The 23263-nt window shown below is 66.8% G+C and carries 19 protein-coding genes; 2 read left to right on the plus strand and 17 right to left on the minus strand.

Going from position 1 to position 23263, the window contains the following annotated elements; genetic code table 11:
* Nucleotides 1–21: 21 nt before the first annotated feature.
* The 3 genes from mnmG to CBM2588_RS00700 all read right to left on the minus strand — a co-directional run bounded on the left by mnmG (nucleotide 22) and on the right by CBM2588_RS00700 (nucleotide 4062).
* Nucleotides 22–1980 (minus strand): tRNA uridine-5-carboxymethylaminomethyl(34) synthesis enzyme MnmG, encoded by a 1959-nt coding sequence (gene mnmG / locus CBM2588_RS00690; RefSeq protein WP_115678926.1) that lies wholly within the window; start codon nucleotides 1978–1980, stop codon nucleotides 22–24.
* Between the two features lie 210 nt (nucleotides 1981–2190).
* Nucleotides 2191–3063: an N-formylglutamate amidohydrolase gene (locus tag CBM2588_RS00695; RefSeq protein ID WP_115678927.1), complete on the minus strand. Its 873-nt coding sequence runs from the start codon at nucleotides 3061–3063 to the stop codon at nucleotides 2191–2193.
* A gap of 3 nt (nucleotides 3064–3066) precedes the next feature.
* The gene (locus tag CBM2588_RS00700) at nucleotides 3067–4062 is read right to left on the minus strand and encodes a tripartite tricarboxylate transporter substrate binding protein BugE (protein ID WP_115678928.1); all 996 of its coding nucleotides are present in this window, start codon (nucleotides 4060–4062) and stop codon (nucleotides 3067–3069) included.
* 160 nt (nucleotides 4063–4222) lie between these two features.
* On the opposite strand from CBM2588_RS00700, the gene CBM2588_RS00705 reads away from it, so the two are divergent.
* Nucleotides 4223–5158, plus strand: coding sequence for a LysR substrate-binding domain-containing protein (locus CBM2588_RS00705; RefSeq protein ID WP_115678929.1), 936 nt, complete (start codon nucleotides 4223–4225; stop codon nucleotides 5156–5158).
* Between the two features lie 259 nt (nucleotides 5159–5417).
* Here the strand turns inward: CBM2588_RS00705 and CBM2588_RS00710 are convergent, their stop codons facing one another.
* The 13 genes from CBM2588_RS00710 to CBM2588_RS00770 form a co-directional block, all read right to left on the minus strand.
* On the minus strand, nucleotides 5418–6161 hold the full coding sequence (locus tag CBM2588_RS00710) for an ABC transporter ATP-binding protein (RefSeq protein WP_115678930.1): 744 nt from the start codon (nucleotides 6159–6161) through the stop codon (nucleotides 5418–5420).
* 21 nt (nucleotides 6162–6182) lie between these two features.
* Nucleotides 6183–8024, minus strand: a complete 1842-nt coding sequence (locus CBM2588_RS00715) for a branched-chain amino acid ABC transporter ATP-binding protein/permease (RefSeq protein WP_115678931.1) — start codon at nucleotides 8022–8024, stop codon at nucleotides 6183–6185.
* Between the two features lie 3 nt (nucleotides 8025–8027).
* Complete coding sequence (locus CBM2588_RS00720) at nucleotides 8028–9080, minus strand: branched-chain amino acid ABC transporter permease (protein ID WP_092316787.1); 1053 nt, start codon at nucleotides 9078–9080, stop codon at nucleotides 8028–8030.
* Nucleotides 9081–9348: 268 nt separating this feature from the next.
* On the minus strand, nucleotides 9349–10497 hold the full coding sequence (locus CBM2588_RS00725; protein WP_115678932.1) for an ABC transporter substrate-binding protein: 1149 nt from the start codon (nucleotides 10495–10497) through the stop codon (nucleotides 9349–9351).
* Between the two features lie 289 nt (nucleotides 10498–10786).
* Entirely contained in the window at nucleotides 10787–11548 is a 762-nt protein-coding gene (locus CBM2588_RS00730) for a sulfite exporter TauE/SafE family protein (RefSeq protein WP_115678933.1), read from the minus strand.
* Between the two features lie 85 nt (nucleotides 11549–11633).
* Nucleotides 11634–12170, minus strand: a complete 537-nt coding sequence (locus CBM2588_RS00735; protein ID WP_115678934.1) for a hypothetical protein — start codon at nucleotides 12168–12170, stop codon at nucleotides 11634–11636.
* 317 nt (nucleotides 12171–12487) lie between these two features.
* On the minus strand, nucleotides 12488–13543 hold the full coding sequence (locus CBM2588_RS00740) for a branched-chain amino acid ABC transporter permease (RefSeq protein ID WP_231942081.1): 1056 nt from the start codon (nucleotides 13541–13543) through the stop codon (nucleotides 12488–12490).
* On the minus strand, nucleotides 13543–14427 hold the full coding sequence (locus CBM2588_RS00745; protein WP_025586111.1) for a branched-chain amino acid ABC transporter permease: 885 nt from the start codon (nucleotides 14425–14427) through the stop codon (nucleotides 13543–13545). The genes CBM2588_RS00740 and CBM2588_RS00745 overlap by 1 nt, the downstream gene beginning before the upstream one ends.
* Before the next feature lie 320 nt (nucleotides 14428–14747).
* A complete protein-coding gene (locus CBM2588_RS00750) occupies nucleotides 14748–15956 on the minus strand; it encodes an ABC transporter substrate-binding protein (RefSeq protein WP_115678456.1) in 1209 nt (402 codons plus the stop codon).
* Between the two features lie 79 nt (nucleotides 15957–16035).
* A complete protein-coding gene (locus CBM2588_RS00755; protein ID WP_115678935.1) occupies nucleotides 16036–16755 on the minus strand; it encodes an ABC transporter ATP-binding protein in 720 nt (239 codons plus the stop codon).
* Between the two features lie 16 nt (nucleotides 16756–16771).
* Nucleotides 16772–17548, minus strand: a complete 777-nt coding sequence (locus CBM2588_RS00760) for an ABC transporter ATP-binding protein (protein ID WP_115678936.1) — start codon at nucleotides 17546–17548, stop codon at nucleotides 16772–16774.
* A 351-nt stretch (nucleotides 17549–17899) separates the two neighbouring features.
* The gene (locus CBM2588_RS00765; protein WP_115678937.1) at nucleotides 17900–19591 is read right to left on the minus strand and encodes a GMC family oxidoreductase; all 1692 of its coding nucleotides are present in this window, start codon (nucleotides 19589–19591) and stop codon (nucleotides 17900–17902) included.
* 26 nt (nucleotides 19592–19617) lie between these two features.
* Complete coding sequence (locus CBM2588_RS00770; RefSeq protein WP_439897437.1) at nucleotides 19618–21114, minus strand: CoA-acylating methylmalonate-semialdehyde dehydrogenase; 1497 nt, start codon at nucleotides 21112–21114, stop codon at nucleotides 19618–19620.
* A gap of 283 nt (nucleotides 21115–21397) precedes the next feature.
* Here CBM2588_RS00770 and CBM2588_RS00775 point away from each other — a divergent pair, with 283 nt between their 5' ends.
* Nucleotides 21398–22285: a LysR family transcriptional regulator gene (locus CBM2588_RS00775; protein ID WP_115678939.1), complete on the plus strand. Its 888-nt coding sequence runs from the start codon at nucleotides 21398–21400 to the stop codon at nucleotides 22283–22285.
* On the opposite strand, the gene CBM2588_RS00780 is transcribed toward CBM2588_RS00775, so the two are convergent.
* Nucleotides 22282–23214: an alpha/beta hydrolase gene (locus CBM2588_RS00780; RefSeq protein ID WP_115678940.1), complete on the minus strand. Its 933-nt coding sequence runs from the start codon at nucleotides 23212–23214 to the stop codon at nucleotides 22282–22284. The genes CBM2588_RS00775 and CBM2588_RS00780 overlap by 4 nt on opposite strands.
* Between the last annotated feature and the right edge of the window lie 49 nt (nucleotides 23215–23263).

Raw genomic sequence — 23263 nt, forward strand, 5'->3', positions numbered from 1 at the left:
TGGGTCGCGGTGCGGGCACTCTCAGGCAGCCTCTTCACCGTTGCCGGACGATGCGCCGGCGTCCGCACGGCCGCGCCCCAGCCCCTTCTTCTTCAGGTGTACCAACAGCAGCGAGACCGCCGCCGGCGTCACACCCGAAATGCGCGATGCCTGGCCGAGCGTTTCCGGGCGATGCTGGTTCAGTTTCTGGCTGACTTCAAAACCCAGCCCGCGCACTTCGGTGTAATCCAGCCCTTCCGGCAGGCGCGTCGATTCATTGGCTTCCAGCTTGTCGACTTCGGCCGCCTGGCGGGCGATATAGCCGTGGTACTTGATGCCGATTTCGATCTGCTCGCGGATCTGCTCCGCCAGTATCGGCTCGGCATCCAGCGGGGTCGCGGGCGCATGGCGGCCGCCCTGCAGCGCCATCAGGGCTTCGTAGCTGACTTCCGGGCGACGCAGCAGGTCGGCCAGGCTGTACTCGCGCTCGATCGGCTTGCCCAGCAGCGGCACTGCCTCCTCGGCCGGCAGCATCGCCGGGTTCACCCAGGTGCTCTTCAGGCGTTCTGTTTCACGTGAAACAGCGTCGCGCTTGCGGTTGAACGCATCCCAGCGCGCATCGTCGACCACGCCCAGTTCGCGGCCAACCTCGGTCAGCCGCATGTCGGCGTTGTCTTCCCGCAGACTCAGGCGGAATTCCGCCCGGCTGGTGAACATGCGATACGGCTCAGTCACACCACGCGTGATCAAATCGTCTACCAGAACCCCCAGGTAGGCCTGGTCGCGGCGCGGCGTCCACGGATCGCGCTCACGCACATAGCAACCGGCGTTGATACCAGCCAGCAGGCCCTGCGCTGCCGCTTCTTCATAGCCGGTCGTGCCATTGATCTGCCCGGCGAAGAACAGACCACGGATCGCCTTGCTCTCCAGCGATGCCTTCAGGCCGCGCGGATCGAAGTAGTCGTACTCGATTGCATAGCCGGGACGCAGGATATGGGCGTTCTCCAGGCCGCGGATCGAGTGCACCAGTTCCAGTTGCACGTCGAACGGCAGGCTGGTCGAGATCCCGTTGGGATAGAACTCGTTGGTGGTCAGGCCCTCCGGCTCCAGGAAGATCTGATGGCTTTCCTTGCTGGCAAAGCGATGAATCTTGTCCTCGATGCTGGGGCAGTAACGCGGCCCTACCCCCTCGATCACGCCGGTGTACATCGGCGAGCGGTCCAGCCCGCTGCGAATAATGTCGTGGGTACGGCTGTTGGTATGGGTGATCCAGCACGGCAGTTGCTGCGGGTGCTGTTCAGGCCGGCCCAGGAAGGAGAAAACCGGCACGGGATCGAGATCGCCGGGCTGCTCTTCCATCACCGAAAAATCGATGGTGCGCCCGTCGATGCGCGGCGGCGTGCCGGTCTTCAGGCGGCCTTGCGGCAGCTTCAGGTCCTTCAGGCGTGCCGACAGCGACACCGCAGCAGGGTCGCCGGCGCGGCCGCCGGTGTAGTTATCCAGGCCGACGTGGATCTTGCCGTCCAGGAAGGTACCGGCGGTCAGCACGACCGCGCGCGCACGGAAGGCGATGCCGACCTGCGTCATGGCGCCGACGACACGGTCGCCCTCCACCATCAGGTCGTCGACGGCCTGCTGGAACAGCATCAGGTTCGGCTGGTTCTCCAGGCGCGTGCGGATCGCCTTGCGATACAACACCCGATCCGCCTGGGCCCGCGTGGCACGCACGGCCGGTCCCTTGCTGGAATTCAGGATACGGAACTGGATGCCCGCCTCGTCCGTGGCGGCGGCCATGGCGCCTCCCATGGCGTCCACCTCCTTGACCAGGTGCCCCTTGCCGATGCCCCCGATCGACGGGTTGCAGCTCATCTGCCCAAGCGTCTCGATGTTATGGGTCAGCAGCAGCGTCTGGCAGCCCATGCGGGCCGCGGCAAGGGCGGCTTCAGTGCCGGCATGGCCACCGCCGACGACGATGACATCGAATTCTTTCGGGTAAAGCATGGGACACCTCCTCCGGGAGGCTGGCGGGAAAATTCGGGAATGCGAAATTATAGCGGCATTCGAGTTATCGCTTTCCGACGGACACCATGTTTCACGTGAAACATGGCGCTTACGGTACGCGGCGAGTCGCCTGGAAACGACGTTGTGTTTCACGTGAAACAAAAGGCCGGGCGCAAGGCCCGGCCAGATGTTTCCCGTGGAACAAGCGCCTCAGAGCTGTGAACGGATATAGGCCGCCACTTGCTCCGTCAGCTTACCCAAGTCACGCTGCAGCGACGCGAAGCCGGCATTGCGCTCGCGAGTCACTTCGTCCATGTATAGCGGTCGCCGGATCTCGATCTGCAGGCTGTTGCGCCGCTCCGCCGGACGCCCGATCTGCGCGATCAACTGCACGCCCTTGTAAGGATCGTTGCGCGAGACGGTGTAGCCCATGCCGCGCAGTTCCCGCTCGACCAGATCCACCAGCCCCGGTTCGCAGGTAGTGCCATCGCGATCGCCCAGCACAAAGTCCGCCAGCGGATGCGGGCTGGCGATCTTCAGGCGTTCGTAGGCGTTGTTGGGCATGGAGTGCAGGTTCAGGTGCCAGAGCGCCCCAAAACGCGCGTAAGCACCCTCCACGGCCTCGGCCAGCGCCGCATGGTATGGACGATAGTAACGCTCGATGCGGACCTGCACTTCCGCGACTGACAGCATGCGGTCGTAGATCGGCGTGGCCGCGTCGATCCGGCTCCAGATCAGCCCGTAGCCCAGCTGCGTCTTCGGCCCCGGGGCCAGCGGCGTCGGCCAGGTGCCATCGACCTGCGCTGGGTCGATGTCGTCGACCATACGGTTCGGGTCGATATAGACGCGCGGGAAGGTCGCCGCCAGCAGCGTGCCGCCCGCCGCGGGCACGGCCTGCCACAGCACATCCACATGCGTATCCTCGCCGCCGCGCAGGCGCGCGGCGGGCACCGCGGCGCCAAAGTCAGCCGGGTAGGCGGTCCCGCTATGCGGCGAATCACACACCAGCGGCAGCGCCTCCCCTTCCGGCAAGCGCACGATCACCGGTGGCAGCGCAGCCGCCTGGTTGGTTGCTTCCGCCATGCTTCAGTCCAGCTTGATCTCGGCGGCCTTGGCGACGCGAGCGTAGCGCGCCATGGCCTGCTGGATCTGGGCCTTGAACTGCTCCGGCGTAGTCGGCACCAGGGTGCCGCCGGACTCTTCCACCTTGCGCTTGAACTCAGGGTTCTGCATGGCCTTGTGGATCGCCTGGTTCAGCCTGGCGACGATGGCGGGCGGCGTATTGGCAGGCGCGACAATGCCGAACCACCCGCCCTCACCCATGTCCTTGAAGCCCAGTTCGGCGTAGGTCGGCACGTTGGGCAGCTGCGCGGAGCGCGCCGCGCCCAGCACCGCCAGCGCGCGCAGCCGGCCGGCCTTCACGTGCGGCAGCGTCGACGACAGGTTGTCGGTGATGGCGTTCACCTGCCCTGCCACGGCGTCGTTCAGCGCCAGCCCGGCGCCCTTGTAGGGCACGTGCAGCAGGTCGATCTTGGCCAGCATCATGAAGTTCTCGATGTTGACGTGGCCCAGCGAGCCGGCCCCAGGCGAGGCGAAGCTGTACTTGCCGGGGTTGGCCTTGGCGAGGGCGATGAACTCTTGCATGGTCTTGGCCGGCACGCTCGGGTGCACCGCGAACACGCTGGGGATCGCGACCACGTTGGTGACCGGGGCGAAATCCTTGATCGGGTCGTACTTGAGCTTGGGATAGACGGCAGGATTGGAGCCATGCGTGCTGACCGTGGCCATGCCGATGGTGTAGCCGTCCGGCGTGGCATTGGCGACCTGCTCCATGCCCAGCGAGCCTCCGGCGCCGCCCTTGTTTTCCACGACGATCGACTGCCCCAGCTCACGGCCGGCAAACTCGGCCACCAGGCGCGCCGACAGGTCGGTGGAGCCGCCAGCGGCAAAAGGCACGATCAGCCGGATCGGACGGGTCGGGTAGTTGGCCTGCGCCAGCGCGCCACCGGCAAAGACCAGCGTGGCGGTGGCGACGGTGCCAGTAAGCAGCAGCTGGCGGCGGGACATCCGGGCTCGGATCATGGGGTTGCTCCTGTTGGTGTTTTGTGCATGAACCGGGCGAGTGTCAGCCGTTTACCAGCCGGGCGCAAACGACTATATTGCACCTTTGCATTACCAAAGATCATCCTTGCGCGAGGGGCGGGAAAACCGCCCTGCCCCGCTCTCCGCCCCTCCTTCCGCCATGCGGTTGCATTCCCCTTCGATGTCCGAGCTGCACGCCTTTGCCACCGCGGCGCGGCTTGGCAGCTTTACGCGCGCGGCGGAGGAACTGTGCGTGACGCAGGGAGCGATCAGCCGCGCCATCGCCCGGCTGGAAGCGCATTTCGGCCAGCCGCTGCTGCAACGCAATGCGCACCGGCTGGGACTGACCGACGCCGGCCGGCAACTGCTGGATGCCGTGGCCGAGCCGCTCGCCGCCATCGAACACGCCAGCGCCGCCTTGCGCGCCGGCGACCGCCGCCACCATCTGACCCTGTCGGTGGTGCCCACTCTCGCCAGCGTCTGGCTGGTGCCGCGGCTGCCGGATTTCCACCGTCGCCACCCGGAGATCCGGCTCGACTTCGTCCCCTACCAGCGCGACGAAGACTTGTCCGGCCCCTCGCCCGACGCCGCCATCCTGGCCGGTGAAGCCGGCAAGTGGCCTGGCCTGCAGGCCGACTACGTGGTCGGTCGGGAAATGGTGCCGGTCTGCCACCCGGACCGCGCGCGCGCCCGTCGCGAGGCCGGCCGCTGGCAGTCTCCGGCCGAGTTGCTGGACGAGCCCCTGCTCTACCACACCACCGCGCCGGCGAACTGGCAAAACTGGCTGCAGGCCGCCGGCGTACCCAACGCTGCGCCCCGGTTATCCACAGCGTTCGACCAGGTCTCGATCCTGATCCAGGCGGTGCGTGCCGACATGGGCGTGGCCGTGCTGCAGCGCTGCCTGGTGCGCGAGGAAATTGCGGCGGGACGCGTGGTGGCGCCGTTTGACCTGCCGATTACGCTGCAACGCGGCTATTTTCTGTGCGCGCCCAGGGAGCGGCGCGACCATGCAGCGTTGAATTGCTTTCGCGCATGGCTGCTGGAAACTGCAAGCGCGGATACGGCCAGGGAGAACGCCAAATTATTCAGCGTATGACTAGAGCAACGATGGATAGCAACATCAACATCAATCACACGAATGTTGATCGCCGCGATATTATCACCATGGATGTTTTCGTCGGATTGATTTTCGGCTCCATCCATCCCGCGAATGGAAACAGGCATGGATGCCTATCGTCCCGAGCTGGAAGGTAAAAGCCCCCGTGAAATCTGGTTATCCCCAAAGTTATTCACAAGAGCAATAACAAAGGGCCCGCTGATGCGGACCCCCATTCCTGCGGCGAACACAACGGCCCTTAAGCTGCCTTCTTTGCCAGCCCAAGGTAGGTTTCAATCACCTTCGGGTTCGCCGCCAGTTCGTCGGCCGGACCTTCCATCGCCATGTCGCCGGTCTCGATGACGTAACCGTAGTCCGCCACCTGCAGCGCCGCGCGCGCGTTCTGCTCGATCAGCAACGTGGCCACGCCGGTCTGGCGCAGGTTGCTGATGATATGGAAGATCTCCTTGACGATCAGCGGGGCCAGGCCAAGGCTGGGCTCGTCCAGCATCAGCAACTGCGGCTTGGCCATCAGCGCGCGGCCCACCGCCAGCATCTGGCGCTCGCCGCCGGAGAGCGTGCCGGCGTCCTGGCGCGCGCGCTCGCGCAGGCGCGGGAACAGGTCGTAGACTACGTCCATCTGATCCAGGTAATGCTTGTCGCCGGCGCGCTTGCGGCGGAAGGCGCCCAGCTGCAGGTTGTCCTCCACCGTCATCGAGGCGAACAGCTCTCGCTTTTCCGGCACCAGGCACATGCCGCGCGCGACCCGCCCTTCCACCGGGATGCCGGCCATGTCATGGCCCAGGTAGCTGACCGTGCCGCTGGACGAGCCGGTCACCGGCAGCGCGCCCATGATGGCATTGAGCATGGTCGACTTGCCGGCGCCATTGGGGCCGATCACGGTGACGATGCGGCCGGCCTCGACCTTCAGGTTGGCGCCGTGCACTGCTTCCACCTTGCCGTAGCGGACGTGGAGGTCCTTCACTTCCAGAATCAGGCTCATGTCGCTATCTCTGTCGCTCCGTTACTCCACGCCGCCCAGGTAGGCTTCCAGCACCGCCGGGTTCTTCTGCACCTCGTCGGGCACGCCCTCGGCGATGCGCGAGCCGAATTCCATCACCACCAGCCGGTCGGTGAGGTTCATCACGAAGTCCATGTCGTGCTCGACCAGCAGCACGCTCATGCCTTCGCCGCGCAGCTTGCGCAGCAGTTCGGCCAGCGCCTGCTTCTCCTTGTAGCGCAGGCCCGCGGCAGGCTCGTCGAGCAGCAGCAGGGCCGGGTCGCAGCACAACGCGCGCGCGATTTCCAGGATGCGCTGCTGCCCCAGCGCCAGGCTGCCGGCTTCCATGTACATGCAGTCGGCCAGGCCGACGCGCTCCAGCTGGCGCTTGGCCTCGAACAGCAGCTTTTCTTCCTCAGCCTTGTTCATGCGCAGGATCGCCGCGCAGACGCCGCCCTGCGCGCGGAAGTCGCCGCGCAGATGGGCGCCGATGGCGACGTTCTCGAGCACCGTCATGGTCGGCAGCAGGTGCACATGCTGGAAGGTGCGGCCGATGCCGCGCTTGACGATCTCTCGCGACGGCAGGCCCGAGATCACTTCGCCGCGGTAGCGCACCTCGCCGCCGGACACCGGCAGCACGCCGGTCACCAGGTTGAAAGTAGTGGACTTGCCCGCGCCGTTGGGGCCGATCAGGCCGATGATTTCGCCGGCGCGCACCTGGAAGCTGACATCGTTGACCGCGACCAGCCCGCCGAACTGCTTGCGCGCGGCACGCACGTCCAGGATCAGCTCGCCCGTCTCGGGCTTTTGGCGCACCGCCAGCCCCGCGGCCTGACCCGGCGCCAGCACCGGCGGTCCGGCCGGCACCAGGCGCCGCAGGAACGGCCAGATGCCATCGCGCGCGTACTGCAGCAGCAGCACCAGCAGCACGCCGAAGACGATGATCTCGAAGTTGCCATTGGCGCCGAGCAGCTTGGGCAGCACGCCCTGCAGCACGTCTTTCAGGATGGTCAGGATGCCCGCGCCCAATACTGCGCCCCACACGTGGCCAACGCCGCCGACCACGGCCATGAACAGGTACTCGATGCCATAGTTCAGGCCGAACGGCGTCGGGTTCACCGCGCGCTGCAGGTGTGCGTACAGGAAGCCCGACACGCATGCCAGGATCGCCGCGACCACGAAGATCACCACCTTCATCCACGCGGTGTTCACGCCCATGGCCTCGGCCATCACGCCGCCGCCCTTGAGCGCGCGGATGGCGCGACCCGGACGCGAGTTCAGCAGGTTCTGCATCGCCAGCACCGCCAGCAGCACCACCGCCCAGATCAGGTAGAACATCGAACGCCCGGACTGCAGTTCGATGCCGAAGAACGACAGCACCGGGATACCGTTCAGCCCGTCATACTTGCCCAGGAACTCCAGGTTGCCGAACAGGAAAAACAGCGACAGGCCCCAGGCGATGGTCGCCAGCGGCAGGTAGTGCCCGGACATGCGCATCGTGATCAGCCCGATCACATAGGCCGACGCCATCGTGATCACCAGCCCCACCAGCAACCCGAACCACGGCGACAGCCCGAACTGCGTGGTCAGGTACGCGGTGCTGTAGGCGCCCAGTCCCACGAACGCCGCCTGCCCGAACGAGGTCATGCCGCCCACGCCGGTGAGCAGCACCAACCCGATCGCGACGATGCTGTAGAGCCCGATGTAGTTGCCCAGCGTGATCCAGAACTCCGGCGTCGGCAGCACCGGCAGCAGCGCCAGCACCGCGATCAGCGCCAGCACCAGCACCCGGTTGCGGTTCAGCCGCGCGCGGCTGCCGGCTTCGGCACCGGCCACGCCGGCCTGCTTGTCGGTCAGCATGGTCATGGCTTATTCCTCCTCCTCGACATGCTTGCTCGTCAGCGAGCGCCACAGCAGCACCGGAATGATCAGTGTGAAGACGATGACCTCCTTGAACGCGCTGGCCCAGAAGGACGAATACGATTCCAGCAGGCCCACCAGCAGCGCGCCGAGCGCCGCCACCGGATAGCTCACCAGCCCACCGACGATGGCGCCGACAAAGCCCTTCAGCCCCACCAGGAAGCCCGACTCGTAGTACACCGTGGTCAGCGGCGCGATCAGGATGCCGCACAGCGCGCCCATCGCCGCCGCCAGCGTGAACGACAGGCGCCCCGCCTGCGTGGTGCCGATGCCGACCAGGCGCGCGCCCAGCCGGTTCACCGCGGTCGCACGCAGTGCCTTGCCCTGCAGCGTGCGTTCGAAATAAAAGTACAGCGCGCCGATCAGCAGGGCCGACACCGCCACCACCCACAGGCTCTGCCCGGAGATGCTGAGCGCGCCGACCTCGAAGCGCGCATCCGAGAACGGATTGGTGCGCGAGCCCTCGGCGCCGAACATCACCAGACCCAGGCCGACCAGCGCGAAGTGCACGCCCACCGATACGATCAGCAAGACCAGCGTGCTGGCCTCGGCCAGCGGCTGGTAGGCCAGCCGGTACAGCATCGGCCCGAGCGGGATGATGATCAGCAGCGTCAGCGCGACCTGCGCCAGCATCGGCAGCGGCTGCGCGCCATATTGCTGCACCACCCAGTGCACCGCCAGCGGGAACACCAGGTACTTGCCGGCCAGCACCGCCAGCCTCTGGCCAAGCGTGCGCCGCAGCTCGGCGCTGCGCAGCACGGTGACGGTCTCGTAGAGAAAGGTCAGCACGCCCATCGCCACCAGCAGCCAGCTGGTTTGCGGTGCGTGCCCGGCCTGCATTGCCGCCAGCGTCAGTGCGCCATAGGCAACGAATTCGCCCTGCGGAATGAAGATGACGCGGGTCACCGAGAACACCAGCACCAGCGCCAGCGCCAGCAACGCGTAGATCGCGCCCGAGGTGATGCCGTCCTGCGCCAGGATGGCGGCGATTGATAGGTCCATTGTCTCCCCGTCTTGTTGGAAAACCTGCCTGCATCGAACGGGGTCAGCGGGGCGCCGACGGGCCGACAGGGTGGTGCGCTTCGGGTTACGAAATAGTAAACGGGTTGCGCAATGCGGAAATACAGAGCAACCCTAGGTTGCGCGCGCAGTCACCCGGCCGGCACCAGAACAAAGGGCGCATGGTCAGCCATGCGCCCTGCTTCACTGCGACTCCGGCAGGCCGTGCCGGCCGGCGCCAGACGCGGGGTCAGCCGCTTATTTCAGCCGCTTATTTCAGCAACTTCCACTTGCCGTCGACGATCTGCACCATCACGCGGGCGCGCTGGTCGAACCCGAGGTGGTCGGTGGCGCTCATGTTCATGATGCCGTGCGACACCGGCAGGTTCTTGGTCTGCTCCATGGCATCGCGCAGTGCCTTGCGGAACTCCTTGGTGCCCGGCTGGCCCTTCTTCAGCGCTTCCGGAATGGCGTGCTGCAGGATCAGGCCCGCATCCCAGGCATGGCCGCCGAAGGTCGAAACCTGTCCGCCGAAGGCCTTCTCGTAGGCGGTCTTGTAGGTCAGCGCCGGCTTCTTCACCGGATTGCTGTCGGGCAGTTGCTCGGCCACCAGCAGCGGGCCGGCCGGCAGGAAGGTGCCTTCGCAGTCCTTGCCGCACACGCGCAGGAAGTCGGCATTGGCGACGCCGTGGGTCTGGTAGATCTTGCCCTTGTAGCCGCGCTCCTTGAGCGTCTTGGCCGGCAGCGCCGCGGGCGTGCCCGAGCCGGCGATCAGCACCGCGTCGGCATTGGCGCCCATCATCTTCAGCACCTGCCCGGTGACCGAGGTATCGGTGCGGGCGAAGCGCTCGTTGGCAACCACCTTGATCTTGCGCAGCTCCGCGACCTTGGCGAATTCCTGCGCCCAGCTATCGCCATAGGCATCCGCGAAGCCGATGAACGCCACCGTCTTCACGTTGTTGTTGCTCATGTGCTCGGCAATGGCGGTGGCCATGTGCGAGTCGTTCTGCGGGGTCTTGAAGACCCACGCGCGCTTGGCGTCCATCGGCTCGATGATGCGGGCCGAGGCCGCCATGGTGATCATCGGGGTCTCGTTCTCGGCCACCACGTCGACCATCGCCAGCGAATTGGGCGTGACGGTCGAACCGACCATCACGTCGACCTTGTCTTCGCTGATCAGCTTGCGCGTGTTCTTGACCGCCGTGGTCGTGTCCGAGGCATCGTCCAGCACGATGTACTCGATCTTCTTGCCCGCGATCTCCTTGGGCATCAGCGTGAAGGTGTTCTTTTCCGGAATGCCCAGCGATGCCGCCGGACCGGTGGCCGACACCGTCACCCCGACCTTGACCTGCGCCTGGGCGGCCCCGGCAACCAGGCTGGCCACAGCGATTGCCAGCAGGCTGGCGCGCTTGAAATCCATCTTGTCTCCTTCGGTTCCTGAAACGGAAAGGCATCCGTCCGGCGTCCGCCGGCGGATGCCCCTTTTTTTTTTGGACCCCTCGGGTCAACGCAGGCACATCGCCGGCACCTGCGCTACAACCAGGAGCGACACCGGGCCGCTCCCCATTTCCCGTCCACGCCACTCCCCCGGAAAGGCGCTTCGGCGATTCACCGACCGTGCGGTCGGGAATGCGGATCGAGTCTATCACAGCGCCCTGGCGCGAACAGCGAGGATTAACCCGCATCGCGCGCCCAGCCTGGCTTTGCCGTCAGCGGATGAAGGCGTCCCAGGCGGTCTTCAGGATCAGCGCGCTGACCACCACGATGAATACCTTGCGCACGAAGGCGCTGCCATGGCGCAGCGCCAGCTTGCTGCCCACCTGGCTGCCGGCGACGTTGGCCACCGCCATCACCAGGCCCAGCTGCCACCAGATATGGCCCTTGCTGGCGAGCAGCAGCAGTGCCGCCAGGTTGGTGGCCAGGTTGACCAGCTTGGTCGACGCCGCCGCGTGCAGAAAGTCATAGCCAAACACCCGCACGAACACGATCATCAGGAAGCTGCCGGTGCCCGGCCCGAACACGCCGTCATAGAAGCCCAGCACGGCACCGGCCAGCAGCGCCGCGCCGCGTTCGCCCCAGCCGCTCAGCGTGGGCGCGTGCTCGGCACCCAGGTCCTTCTTGGCAACGGTGTAGACCAGCAGCGCCACCAGCACGAACGGCAGCGCCTTGCGCAGCGGCTCGGCCGGGATCATGGTCAGCGCCCAGGCACCGGCCATCGAGCACGCAAAGGCCGCCACCACGGCCGGCGCGGTCGCGCCCCAGTAAATGCGCACGCTGCGGCCGTAGCGCAGCGCCGCGCTGGCGGTGCCGGCGATCGAACCGACCTTGTTGGTGCCGAGCAGCGTGGCCGGGGCGAGGTTGGGATAGGCCGAGAACAGCGCCGGGATCTGGACCAGCCCGCCGCCGCCGGCGACCGCGTCAATCAGGCCGGCGAGAAAGGCGGCAACCGCCAGGAATGCGAATTCCGTCATTGCAGAAAAGCGAAAAGGGGGAAGGAAAAAGGGAAAGGCAGGAAAGCCGGGACAGCGGCGCCGGCGCACGGCCGGACGCGGCGGATCAGCCCAGTACCTTGGCCGCCGGCACCAGGCTGCGGTGCCACATGCCGTTGACATGCAGGCAGAAGCCGGGCGGCGCGCCGCCGTGGCCGGCTACCAGCCCCGGCGACAGCAGCGCGTGGCGGATGCCGTGCGCGCGTCCCCACTCGGCCAGCGTGGCACAGCAGGCTTCCAGGCAGGCACGGCGGGTGGCCCCGTCAAGTTCAGGCCGTACCCACCACTCGCTGGCGCAGGCCGCAAGGCCCGCCAGCTCGAGGCTGGGCAGCAGGGCCACCGGCAGGCAGGCGAGCGGAGCATCGCCGTCCGGCGCGCCACTGGCCAGCAGGCAGATGCCGCGCCCGGACTGGGCCAGCAGTTCGGCCAGCATCAGCTCCCGTGCGCGCGCGGCGGGCACGGGCAAGGGCTGGATCTGGTCCAGCCAGTCCGACATCCGGGCAGCATCGGCGCGCTGCCCCAGGCGTACCCGGACCTGCGGCGCGACCTGGCCGCCCGCAAGCGGGACAGTTGGGGATGGATCAGGGGGATCGGTGGCGGACATGGGCGGGCAGCAAGGAGCGCCCGCATTGTCGCATGCGTGAGGCCGCCAGGTGATGCCGATGCGGCATGAGTGCCCCAAAACAGGGCGAAAGCGTCACTGGCGGAGGGGGAGCCCCAATGAAAAAAGCGTTGCCGAGGATCACCCGGCAACGCCCTTTATTTATAACGCTGCTACCCGACACCGGGTGCGCGCCTGTCGTCTCCTCGCTTCCGCCTCCATTTAACCTGCGAAAACCGTATATGGAATGTAACGAAGCGGTGCATGGAGGACAAGCTAGAAAAAACCCTAGCCCCAGAATCGGGCATGTCGACCCGCGGTCACTCCTTGCGCCCGGCGTGTCCGCCGAAGCGCGCCAGCAGCTCGCCCATGATGCCACGGCGGAACGTCAGCACGCAGATCACGAAGATCACGCCGGTCACCATCGTCACCGACTCTCCCAGCGTGCCGAACCACGAGATCCCGGTCACCGACGCCAGGAAGTTGCCGATATCGCCCAGCTTGTTCTCGAGCGCGACGATCACGAAGGCGCCGACGATCGGGCCCGACAATGTGCCCAGGCCACCGACCAGCGTCATCAGGATCACCGAGCCCGACATCGACCAGTGCACGTCGGTCAGGGTCTCGAAGCCCAGCACCAGCGCCTTGATCGATCCCGCCAGCCCCGACAGCGCCGCCGACAGCACGAACGCGGTCAGCTTGAAGCGGTCGACGTCATAGCCCAGCGACACCGCGCGCGGCTCGTTCTCCTTGATCGCCTTCAGGATCTGGCCGAACGGCGAATGCACCGTGCGCACGATCAGCGCGAAGGCGGCGACGATGATGGCCAGCGCCACGTAGTACAGCGTCAGGTCATCCGACAACGGCAGCACGCCGAACAGCTTGCCGCGCGGAATGCCCTGCAGCCCGTCCTCGCCGCCGGTGAACGGCGCCTGCAGGCAGATGAAGAACAGCATCTGCGCCAGCGCCAGCGTGATCATCGAGAAGTAGATGCCCTGGCGCCGGATCGCCAGCGAGCCCACCACGTAGCCGATCAGCGCGCCCGTGCCGGTGCCCAGGATCAGGCCGATCTCGGGCGTCACGCCCCACACCTTCATGGCATGGCCGGCAGCGTAACCGGCGCCGCCGAAGAAGGCCGCATGGCCGAACGACAGCAGTCCGGTGTAGCCGATCAGCAGGTTGAAGGCGCATGCAAACAGCGCGAAGCACAGCACCTTGAGCACGAACACCGGATACGCCCCGGCCAGCGGCGCCGCCAGCAATGCCAGCAGCAGCAATCCGTACAACAGTTTCTTCTGCACGCCTTGTCCCTTTCCTGCCTTGCCTGCATTGGCCGCCACGGTGGCTGGCGTCGATGATGTGGAGGGTGCGCTCATCACTTCTCCTTGCCGAACAGCCCGGCCGGGCGCAGCAGCAGCACGATCACCATGATGAAGAACACCACGGTCGACGATGCTTCCGGATAGAACACTTTGGTCAGGCCTTCGATCACGCCCAGCCCTAAGCCGGTCAGGATCGAGCCCATGATCGAACCCATGCCGCCGATCACCACCACCGCGAACACGATGATGATCAGGTTCTGCCCCATCAGCGGCGAGATCTGGATCACCGGCGCGGCCAGCACGCCGGCAAACGCGGCCAGCGCCACGCCGAAGCCGTAGGTCAGCGTCACCATCAGCGGCACGTTGACGCCGAAGGCCTCGACCATCTTGGGGTTCTCGGTGCCGGCGCGCAGGTAGGCGCCCAGCTTGGTCTTCTCGATCACGTACCAGGTGGCGAAGCACACCACCAGCGACGCCACCACCACCCAGGCGCGATAGTTCGGCAGGATCATGAAGCCCAGGTCGGTCGCGCCCTGCAGCGCGTCCGGGGTCTGGTACGGCAGGCCCGACACGCCATAGACCGAGCGGAAGATGCCCTCGATCACCAGCGTGATGCCCAGCGTCAGCAGCAGGCCGTAGATGTGGTCGAGCTTGTAGATCCAGCGCAGCATGGTCTTCTCGATCACCACGCCCAGCGCGGCGACGACCAGCGGCGACAACAGCAGCATGAGCCAGTAGTTCAGCCCGGCGTACTCCATGCCCATCCAGGCCAGCACCGCGCCGAGCATGAAGAGCGCGCCGTGCGCGAAGTTGATGACGTTGAGCAGGCCGAAGATCACCGCCAGGCCCAGGCTCAGCATCGCATAGAAGGCGCCGTTGACCAGCCCCAGCAAGAGCTGGGAAAGCATGGCCGGCAAAGGGATTCCGAAGATGTCCATGGGCATCGATTCTGGTTGTTGGCAGACACCAAGCGGAGCCAACGGTTTTGGGTGCGCCAAAGCCGCCCGAGCTAGCCTGCGCAAGGTGTTCTCCCTCTCCCCTCACGGGGAGAGGGTTGGGGTGAGGGGCGGTTTAGCGAGGAACCACATCAAGCGAAGCCTTCGGTGTATTCGGGCATGGCGGCCCCGGCAAGGCCAACGGTGTCAGCCCACCCGACCTCAGCCTTTGACGCTCAAGCCCTCACCCCTGCCCCTCTTCCGCTCGCGGGAGAGGGGAACAAAACTGCCGGCTCGTTAATCGCCCAAGCCGGCCTTCCTGCTTACTTCTTCAACATGGCGCACTTCGACTCGGCCACCGTGGTGAAGGCCTGGTCGCCCGGGATGGTCGCGACCACCTTCAGGTAATCCCACGGCTTCTTCGACTCGGCCGCGGTCTTCACCTGCATCAGGTACATGTCATGGATGCCACGGCCGTCCTGGCGGATATAGCCCTTGGTGTAGAAGTCGTTGATCTTCATCTTCTTGAGCTCGGCCATGACCTTGTCCGGATCGTCGGTCTTGGCGGCTTCGACGGCCTTCAGGTAGGTGCTGGCCGCCGAGTAGTCCGCGGCCTGCAGGCTGCTCGGCATCTTCTTCATCTTGCCGAAGAAGCGGTTGGCGAACTTGCGGGTGTCGTCGTTCATGTCCCAGTACCAGCTGTCGGTCATCAGCAGGCCTTCGGTGTTCTTCAGCCCGAGGCTGTGCACATCGTTGATGAACATCAGCAGGCCGGCGATCTTCATCGACTTGGTGATGCCGAATTCCTTGGCCGCCTTGATCGCGTTGATGGTGTCGCCGCCGGCGTTGGCCAGGCCCAGGATCTGCGCCTTGGACGACTGCGCCTGCAGCAGGAACGACGAGAAGTCAGACGCCGACAGCGGATGGCGCACCTGCCCCGCCACCGTGCCGCCGTTGGCCTTGACCACCGCGGCGGTGTCGCTTTCGAGCGAGTGGCCGAAGGCGTAGTCGGCGGTCAGGAAAAACCACGACTTGCCGCCCTGCTTGACCACCGCGCTGCCCGTGCCCTTGGCCAGCGCGACCGTGTCATAGGCATAGTGCACCGTGTACGGCGAGCACTCTTCGTTGGTCAGGCGCGCGGTGCCGGCGCCGATGTTGATGTAGACGCGCTTCTTCTCCGAAGCGACCTTGTTCATCGCCAGCGCGGTGCCCGAGTTGGTGCCGCCCAGCAGCATGTCCAGGCCTTGCTGGTCCATCCATTCGCGCGCCTTCGAGGCGGCGATGTCGGCCTTGTTCTGGTGGTCGGCCGAGACGATCTCGATGGGCTTGCCCAGCACCTTGCCGCCGCGGTCCTCGATCGCCATCTTGATGGCTTCGAGGCCGCCGGGGCCGTCGATATCGGCATACAGGCCCGACATGTCGGTGATGTAGCCGATCTTGACGGTGTCGCCCGATACCTGTGCGGCAGCGCCGAAGGACACCGCACCCATGGCAATGGCCGCCATCGCGGCCGCGAGCCGAGTCTTTTTCATTTCCGTGTCTCCTGATTTGCGGCGGCGTGCGCGCCACCCGTTCCTGCCAACAAGCAACCATCGACCCGCATTGCGCGGATCAGACCCCGAGCAATTCATGCAGCACCGGCATCTTGGCCTGCAGCTCGCTGGCCGCGAAGCGTTCGACGATGGTGCCGTGCTCCATCACGTAGAAGCGGTCCGCCAGCGGCGCGGCAAAGCGGAAGTTCTGCTCCACCATCACCACTGTGTACCCCTTCTGCTTGAGCATCCGGATCATGCGCGCCAGCGCCTGCACGATCACCGGTGCCAGCCCTTCCGAGATCTCGTCGAGCAGCAGCAGGTTGGCGCCGGTGCGCAGGATGCGCCCGACCGCCAGCATCTGCTGCTCGCCGCCCGACAGGCGCGTGCCCTGGCTCTGCCGGCGCTCCTTCAGGTTCGGGAACATCTCGTAGATCTCGGCCTCGCTCATGCCGGAGTCCTTGCCTTTCAGCTGCGGCGGCAGCATCAGGTTCTCTTCGCATGAGAGGCTGGAGAAGATGGCGCGCTCTTCCGGGCAATAGCCGATGCCGTAGTGCGCGATCTTGTGCGTGGGCAGGCCGATGGTCTCGTGGCCATTGACCCGGATCGAGCCCTTGCGCGCCCCGGTCAGGCCCATGATCGCGCGCAGCGTGGTGGTGCGCCCGGCGCCGTTGCGGCCCAGCAGCGTGACCACCTCGCCCGGGTTCACGGTCAGGTCGACGCCGTGCAAGATGTGCGATTCGCCGTACCAGGCGTGCAGGCCCTTGATTTCCAGGGCGGGAGTATTGGCTGTGCTCATGGTGTCGTCCCCGGCCTCAGTGCGCGCCCTGCAGTTCCGCGTCGGCGGTGCCCATGTAGGCCTCCATCACCCGCGGGTCCTTCGACACTTCCGCATACGGGCCTTCGGCCAGCACCGCGCCACGCTGCAGCACCGTGATCTTGTCGGCGATCGACGAGACCACGCTCATGTTGTGCTCCACCATCAGGATGGTGCGCCCCGCCGAGACCTGCTTGATCAGCTGCGTGACGCGGTCCACGTCCTCGTGGCCCATGCCCTGCGTGGGTTCGTCGAGCAGCATCAGCTCGGGCTCCATCGCCAGCGTGGTGGCGATCTCCAGCGCGCGCTTGCGACCGTACGGCAGGTTCACCGTGAGCGTATCCGCGAACTCGGTCAGGCCGACCTGCTCGAGCAGCTCCATGGCGCGGGCGTTGAGCACGTCGAGCGATCGCTCGCTGCGCCAGAACTGGTACGCCGTGCCCAGTTGCCGCTGCAGGCCGATGCGCACGTTCTCCATCACCGTCAGGTGCGGGAACACCGCCGAGATCTGGAACGAGCGGATCACGCCGCGCCGCGCGATCTGCGCCGGCTTTTCCCGCGTGATGTCGATGCCGTTGAATAGGATGGTGCCGGTGGTCGGCTCCAGGAACTTGGTGAGCAGGTTGAAGCAAGTGGTCTTGCCCGCGCCGTTGGGGCCGATCAACGCATGGATCGAGCCGCGGCGCACCCGCAAGTTGACGTCGCTCACCGCCGTGAACCCCTTGAACTCCTTGGTGAGGTTCCGCGTTTCCAGGATGGTTTCCTGCTGGTTCATGTCTCCTGCCCGCCCTCTTGCTGTACTGCCGGGGTGATGCCCGGCACTGACAATGGTCCGAACCGGCCTTGTAGGCCCTTACTGCCGCTTGTTCCGTCAGGCTCGCCGTGGTTGCCGGCCATGCCCGCGGGTTTTATCTGTGCGGGGCGGCTCCCGCGCGGGTTGCGGCGGCGGCATGGCATGTGCGGCCGAAGCACCCTGTGAGGCGTCTATTGTGTGCGCCTGTTGCATCGCAAAACATCGGGGTTTGCACTATGAAACATGAACCAAGTGTCAGTTTTTTGGCGGCCGCACAAGCGCCGCAAAGACCACATGATCACCGCCCCGCCGGCGATCATGTGGCGTGGCGCTTCAAGCGCTTGTAGCCGCTGTCACCGGCACCGGACTGGCTTGCGCCAGCGCCTGCGCCGGGCTTGCCACGTCGGTGGCCAGGCCGCGCTGCCGGCGGTCTTCGCGGATCATGTCGCTGGCGCGCTCGGCAATCATGATGGTCGGCGAGTTGGTGTTGCCCGAGGTGATCAGCGGCATCACCGAGGCATCGACCACGCGCAGCCCCTGCACCCCCAGCACGCGCAGCCGATGGTCGACCACCGCCATGGGATCGTCGGCGCGGCCCATCTTGCAGGTGCCCACAGGATGAAAGATGGTGGTGCCGATATTGCCGGCGGCCTCGGCCAGTTCCTCGTCGCTCTGGAAGGCTGGCCCCGGCAGCCATTCCTCGGGCCGGTACGGTGCCAGCGCCGGCGACGCGACAATGCGGCGCGTAAGCCGGATCGAATCGGCGGCGACCTTGCGGTCCTCGTCGGTCGACAGGTAGTTGGGCGCGATCACCGGGGCCTGGCGGAAGTCAGCGCTGCCGGCATGCACGCTGCCGCGCGAGGTCGGGCGCAGGTTGCAGGCGCTGGCGGTAAAGGCGTTGAAGGCGTGGAGCGGATCGCCAAATTTGTCCAGCGACAATGGCTGCACGTGGTACTCGATATTCGGCCGCGACTGCGCCGGATCCGAGCGCGCGAACGCGCCCAGCTGCGATGGCGCCATGCTCATCGGCCCGCTCTGGTTGAAGGCGTACTGCACGCCGATGCAGAACTTGCCCCACAGGCTGGCGGCGCGCGTGTTCAGCGTGCGCACGCCGTTGACCTTGACCACGCTGCGCAGCTGCAGGTGGTCCTGCAGGTTCTCGCCCACGCCCGGCAGCGCGTGGCGCACCGGAATGCCCAGCGCCTGCAGCCGTTCGGCCTGTCCGATGCCGGACAGCTCGAGCAATTGCGGCGTGTTGACCGCGCCGGCGGCGAGGATCACCTCGAGCGTGGCCGCCGCCGCGTGCGCGCCGCCGCCGCCCAGATAGTTGACGCCGGTGCAGCGGCGCCCGTCGAAGCTCAGCCCGCTCACCTGCGCGCCGGTGACGATGGTCAGGTTGGGCCGCTCCGAGGCCCGCCGCAGGAACGCCTTGGCGGTATTCCAGCGGATGCCGCGGCGCTGGTTCACTTCGAAATAGCCGACGCCGAAATTGTCGCCGCGGTTGAAGTCGTCGGTGCGCGGGATGCCCGCCTGCTCGGCGGCGTCGGCAAAGCGCTCCAGGATGTCCCAGCGCAGCCGCTGCCCTTCCACGCGCCATTCGCCGCCGGCGCCGTGGAATTCGCTAGGGCCGCGGTGATGGTCTTCGCTGCGCTTGAACAGCGGCAGCACATTGTCCCAGCGCCAGCCGTCGTCGCCGGTCAGCCGCGCCCACTCGTCATAGTCCTCGCGCTGGCCGCGCATGTAGATCATGCCGTTGATCGACGAGCAGCCGCCCAGCACGCGACCGCGCGGATAACCCAGCGAGCGCCCGTTCAGCCCCGCTTCGGCTTCGGTGCGATAGAGCCAGTCGGTGCGCGGGTTGCCGATGCAGTAGAGATAGCCCACCGGGATGTGGATCCAGTGGTAATCGTCCTTGCCGCCGGCTTCCAGCAGCAGCACGCTGACGTCCGGGTCCTGCGTCAGCCGGTTCGCCAGGACACAGCCGGCCGAACCGGCCCCCACGATGATGTAGTCGAATGTCTCCATGGCGCTTGTTATGGTGATGGTCGGGTTTATTTCGCCACCGGCATGGTGAACTCCGCGCCCTTGGCAATCGAATCAGGCCAGCGCTGCATCACGCTCTTGTAGCGCGTGTAGAAGCGCACGCCCTCTTCGCCATAGGCATGGTGGTCGCCGAACAGCGAGCGCTTCCAGCCGCCGAACGAATGCCACGCCATCGGCACCGGGATCGGCACGTTGATGCCGACCATGCCGACCTGGATCTGCCGCGCGAACGCGCGCGCGATGCCGCCGTCGCTGGTATAGCACGACACGCCGTTGCCGTACTCGTGCGCGTTGATCAGCGCCACCGCCTCGGCAAAGTCATGCACCCGCACCACCGACAGCACCGGGCCGAAGATCTCTTCCTTGTAGATCGTCATCTCCGGCGTCACATGGTCGAACAGCGTGCCGCCGACATAGAAGCCGTTCTCGTGCCCCTCGACGCGGTGGCCGCGGCCATCGGTCACCAGCGTCGCGCCCTCGGCCACACCCTTGGCGATATAGCCTTCGACCTTGGCCTTGTGCGCGCCGGTGACCAGCGGCCCCATCTCGGCATCGGCCTCCATGCCGTTGCGGATCTTCAGCGCGCGCGCGCGTTCGGCCAGGCGCGGCACCAGCTGGTCGGCCACCTCGCCGACCGCCACCGCCACCGAAATCGCCATGCAGCGCTCGCCGGCCGAGCCAAAGGCCGCGCCGATCAGCGCGTCGACGGCCTGGTCCAGGTCCGCGTCGGGCATCACCACCAGGTGGTTCTTGGCCCCGCCCAGGGCCTGCACGCGCTTGCCGTGATTCGTGCCTTCGGTGTAGATGTACTCGGCGATCGGGGTCGAGCCGACGAACGACAGCGCCTGCACGTCCGGATGCGCAAGCAGCGCGTCGACCGCTTCCTTGTCGCCCTGCACCACGTTGAACACGCCGTCGGGCAGGCCGGCCTGGCGCAGCAAATCCGCTATCAGCAGGCTCGGCGACGGATCGCGCTCGGACGGCTTGAGCACGAAGGTATTGCCGCACGCCAGCGCCACCGGGAACATCCACATCGGCACCATCACCGGGAAGTTGAACGGCGTGATGCCGGCCACCACGCCCAGCGGCTGGCGCAGGTTCCAGTTGTCGATGCCGCCGCCGATGTTGTCGGTGAAATCGGTCTTGAGCAGGTTGGGGATGCCGCAGGCGAACTCCACCACCTCGATGCCGCGCGTGACCTCGCCCTTGGCATCCGAGAACACCTTGCCGTGCTCGCGCGTGATCAGCGCGGCGAGGTCGTCGTGATGCTGGTCCAGCAGTTCCTTGAACCTGAACAGGATGCGCGCGCGGCGCAGCGGCGGGGTGTCGGCCCACGCCGGGAAGGCGGCCTTGGCGGCGGCGACGGCATCGGCCACGTCCTGCGCGGTGCCCAGCGCGACGCGCGCGGACACTTCGCCGGTGGCGGGGTTGAATACGTCGGCCAGGCGCTGCGAGGCGCCACGGGTCTGCCGGCCCGCAATGCTGTGGCCGATGATGGCCTGCACCGCGCTGGCCTCTGCAAGGATGTCTTCCACTTCCGCTCCTGAATGCTGGTTCTCCGGGCGCTGCGGCCCGCTCGGTCAGCCCGATCCATCTTTGCGTCCGGTGAAGACGCTGCCGCGCAGCGTCGCGCACCGGCCGCCCCACGTATGCCGTGCGGCACAAGACTCTGGGCCATGGTTGAGCGCAAGCTTGGTGCAGTTGCGCGGCCCCGTCCAATGATTTATCGTCAATCGCAATATAAGCCGCGCAAAATATTGCGGCGCAACACCTTACTGCTTCCGCCCCGTGGACCTCCATCACCTGCGCGCCTTTGTCGCCGTCGCGCGCGAAGGCAACCTGACCCGCGCCGCACAGCGCCTGCACCTGACGCAGCCAGCGGTCAGCCTGCAGCTGAAGGCGCTGCAGTCGGCGTGGCGCATCCGGCTGTTCGAGCGCACCGCGGCGGGCCTGACGCTGACCGCCGATGGCGCCGCGCTGTTGCCGCTGGCCGAGCGCATCCTCGATGGCGTGGGCGACCTGCAGCACACCGTCAACGCCATGCATCACACCGTGCGCGGGCGGCTGGCGATCGGCACCATCCTCGATCCGGAATTCACCCGGCTGGGCCCGATGCTGCGCATGCTGGTCGAGCGCCATCCGCAGATCGGCACCGAGCTGCGCCACGGCATGTCGGGCTGGGTGCTGCAGCAGATACGCAGCGGCGCGCTCGATGTGGGCTTCTACCTTGGCCAGCCATCCGAAGCAGGCTTCCATGCGCTGACACTGACGCCGTTCTCGTATTACGTAGTCGCGCCCAAAGGCTGGAAGGAGCGCACCGCGCTGCGCTCGTGGGCGCAACTGGCGACGCTGCCATGGATCTGGACCCCGCCCGAGTCGGCGCACAACCGGCTGCTGTCGGCGCATTTCGCACAGGCAGGCGTGGATCCGGCCACTGTGCCCAAGGTGGCGCACGTCGACCAGGAAGCGTCGATGCGCGACCTGGTGCGCTCCGGCGTGGGGCTGTCGCTGGTGCGCGATGCGATCGCGCTGCGCGAGTCGCATGCGCACGGCCTGGTGATCGTCGAAGGGGTCTCGGTGCAGACCGAGCTGACGCTGGTCTGCCTGGCCGCGCGCCGCGACGACCCGGTGGTTGCGGCGGTGTTCGGCGTGGCCGAGTCCGTATTCCGTACCTAGCGCTGCGGGCGCTCCAGCCGGCGCTGCAGCCAGCCTGTCAGTGCCGCGAACACTTCGCCGCGCAGCGGCTGCGCTTCATTGAAGATCTCGTGGTAGCCCTGGTCGAACCAGACTTGTTCGCGCAGGTCGGGCGGCGCGCTGTCGAAGAAGGCGCGGCTGCCGGCCGGGTCGACCACGCGATCGGCGCCGCCGACCAGCATCAGCATGGGCGCCTCCAGCAGCGCCGCGTCGGCCTGCGCCTGCGCCATGCCGCGGATAAATCCTTCGAGCACGCCGGCGGTGATGGTGGTCTGCACCAGCGGATCGGCGCGGTAGGCGGCGACCACCGCCGGGTCATGCGACAGGTGCCGCGCATCGATCGGATTGGGCACGCGCAGCCGCGGCGCCAGCGTCAGCAGCACGCGGTGCAGCGCCAGCGCCGGCCGCGACAGCCGCAGTGCCAGGGCCGGCGACGACAGCACCAGCGCGCGCACCGGCCGCACCCGCGCGGTGGCAAAGCGCGCCGCGATCAGCCCGCCCATGCTGTGGCCGAGCAGGATCGGCAATTCATGCCAGCCCGGCACCGCGGCATCGTAGATTTCGGCGAGGTCGTTAAGGTACGCGTCCGGATGGTCCGCGACCATGCGCGCGCCGCCGCTGGCGCCGTGGCCGCGCAGGTCGAAGGCGCGCACGCGCAGCCCCAGGCCGCACAGCAGATCGGCGACATGCTGGTAGCGGCCGGCGTGTTCGGCAAGTCCGTGCACCAGCAGCACCGAGCCGAGCGGTTCGGCAAAGCGTGCCGGGTCGGGTTGCCAGGTGCGGAGCAAGAGTTCGGTGCCGTCGCGCATGCGCTGGCGGCTCTGCACCGGCGCATGGGTCCCCGCCGGGCTCGCGGCGGGCTTGCTGGCAACGCCGGCCAGGGCCGGCTCGTCCGTCATCGGCTGTTCCATTTGCACAGGTCTCCTGCAGGCGCGCGCGGGCCAGGCGCGACGCCAGCGA

The organism is Cupriavidus taiwanensis, from assembly GCF_900250075.1.
GTDB classification, from domain to species: Bacteria; Pseudomonadota; Gammaproteobacteria; order Burkholderiales; family Burkholderiaceae; genus Cupriavidus; species Cupriavidus taiwanensis_C.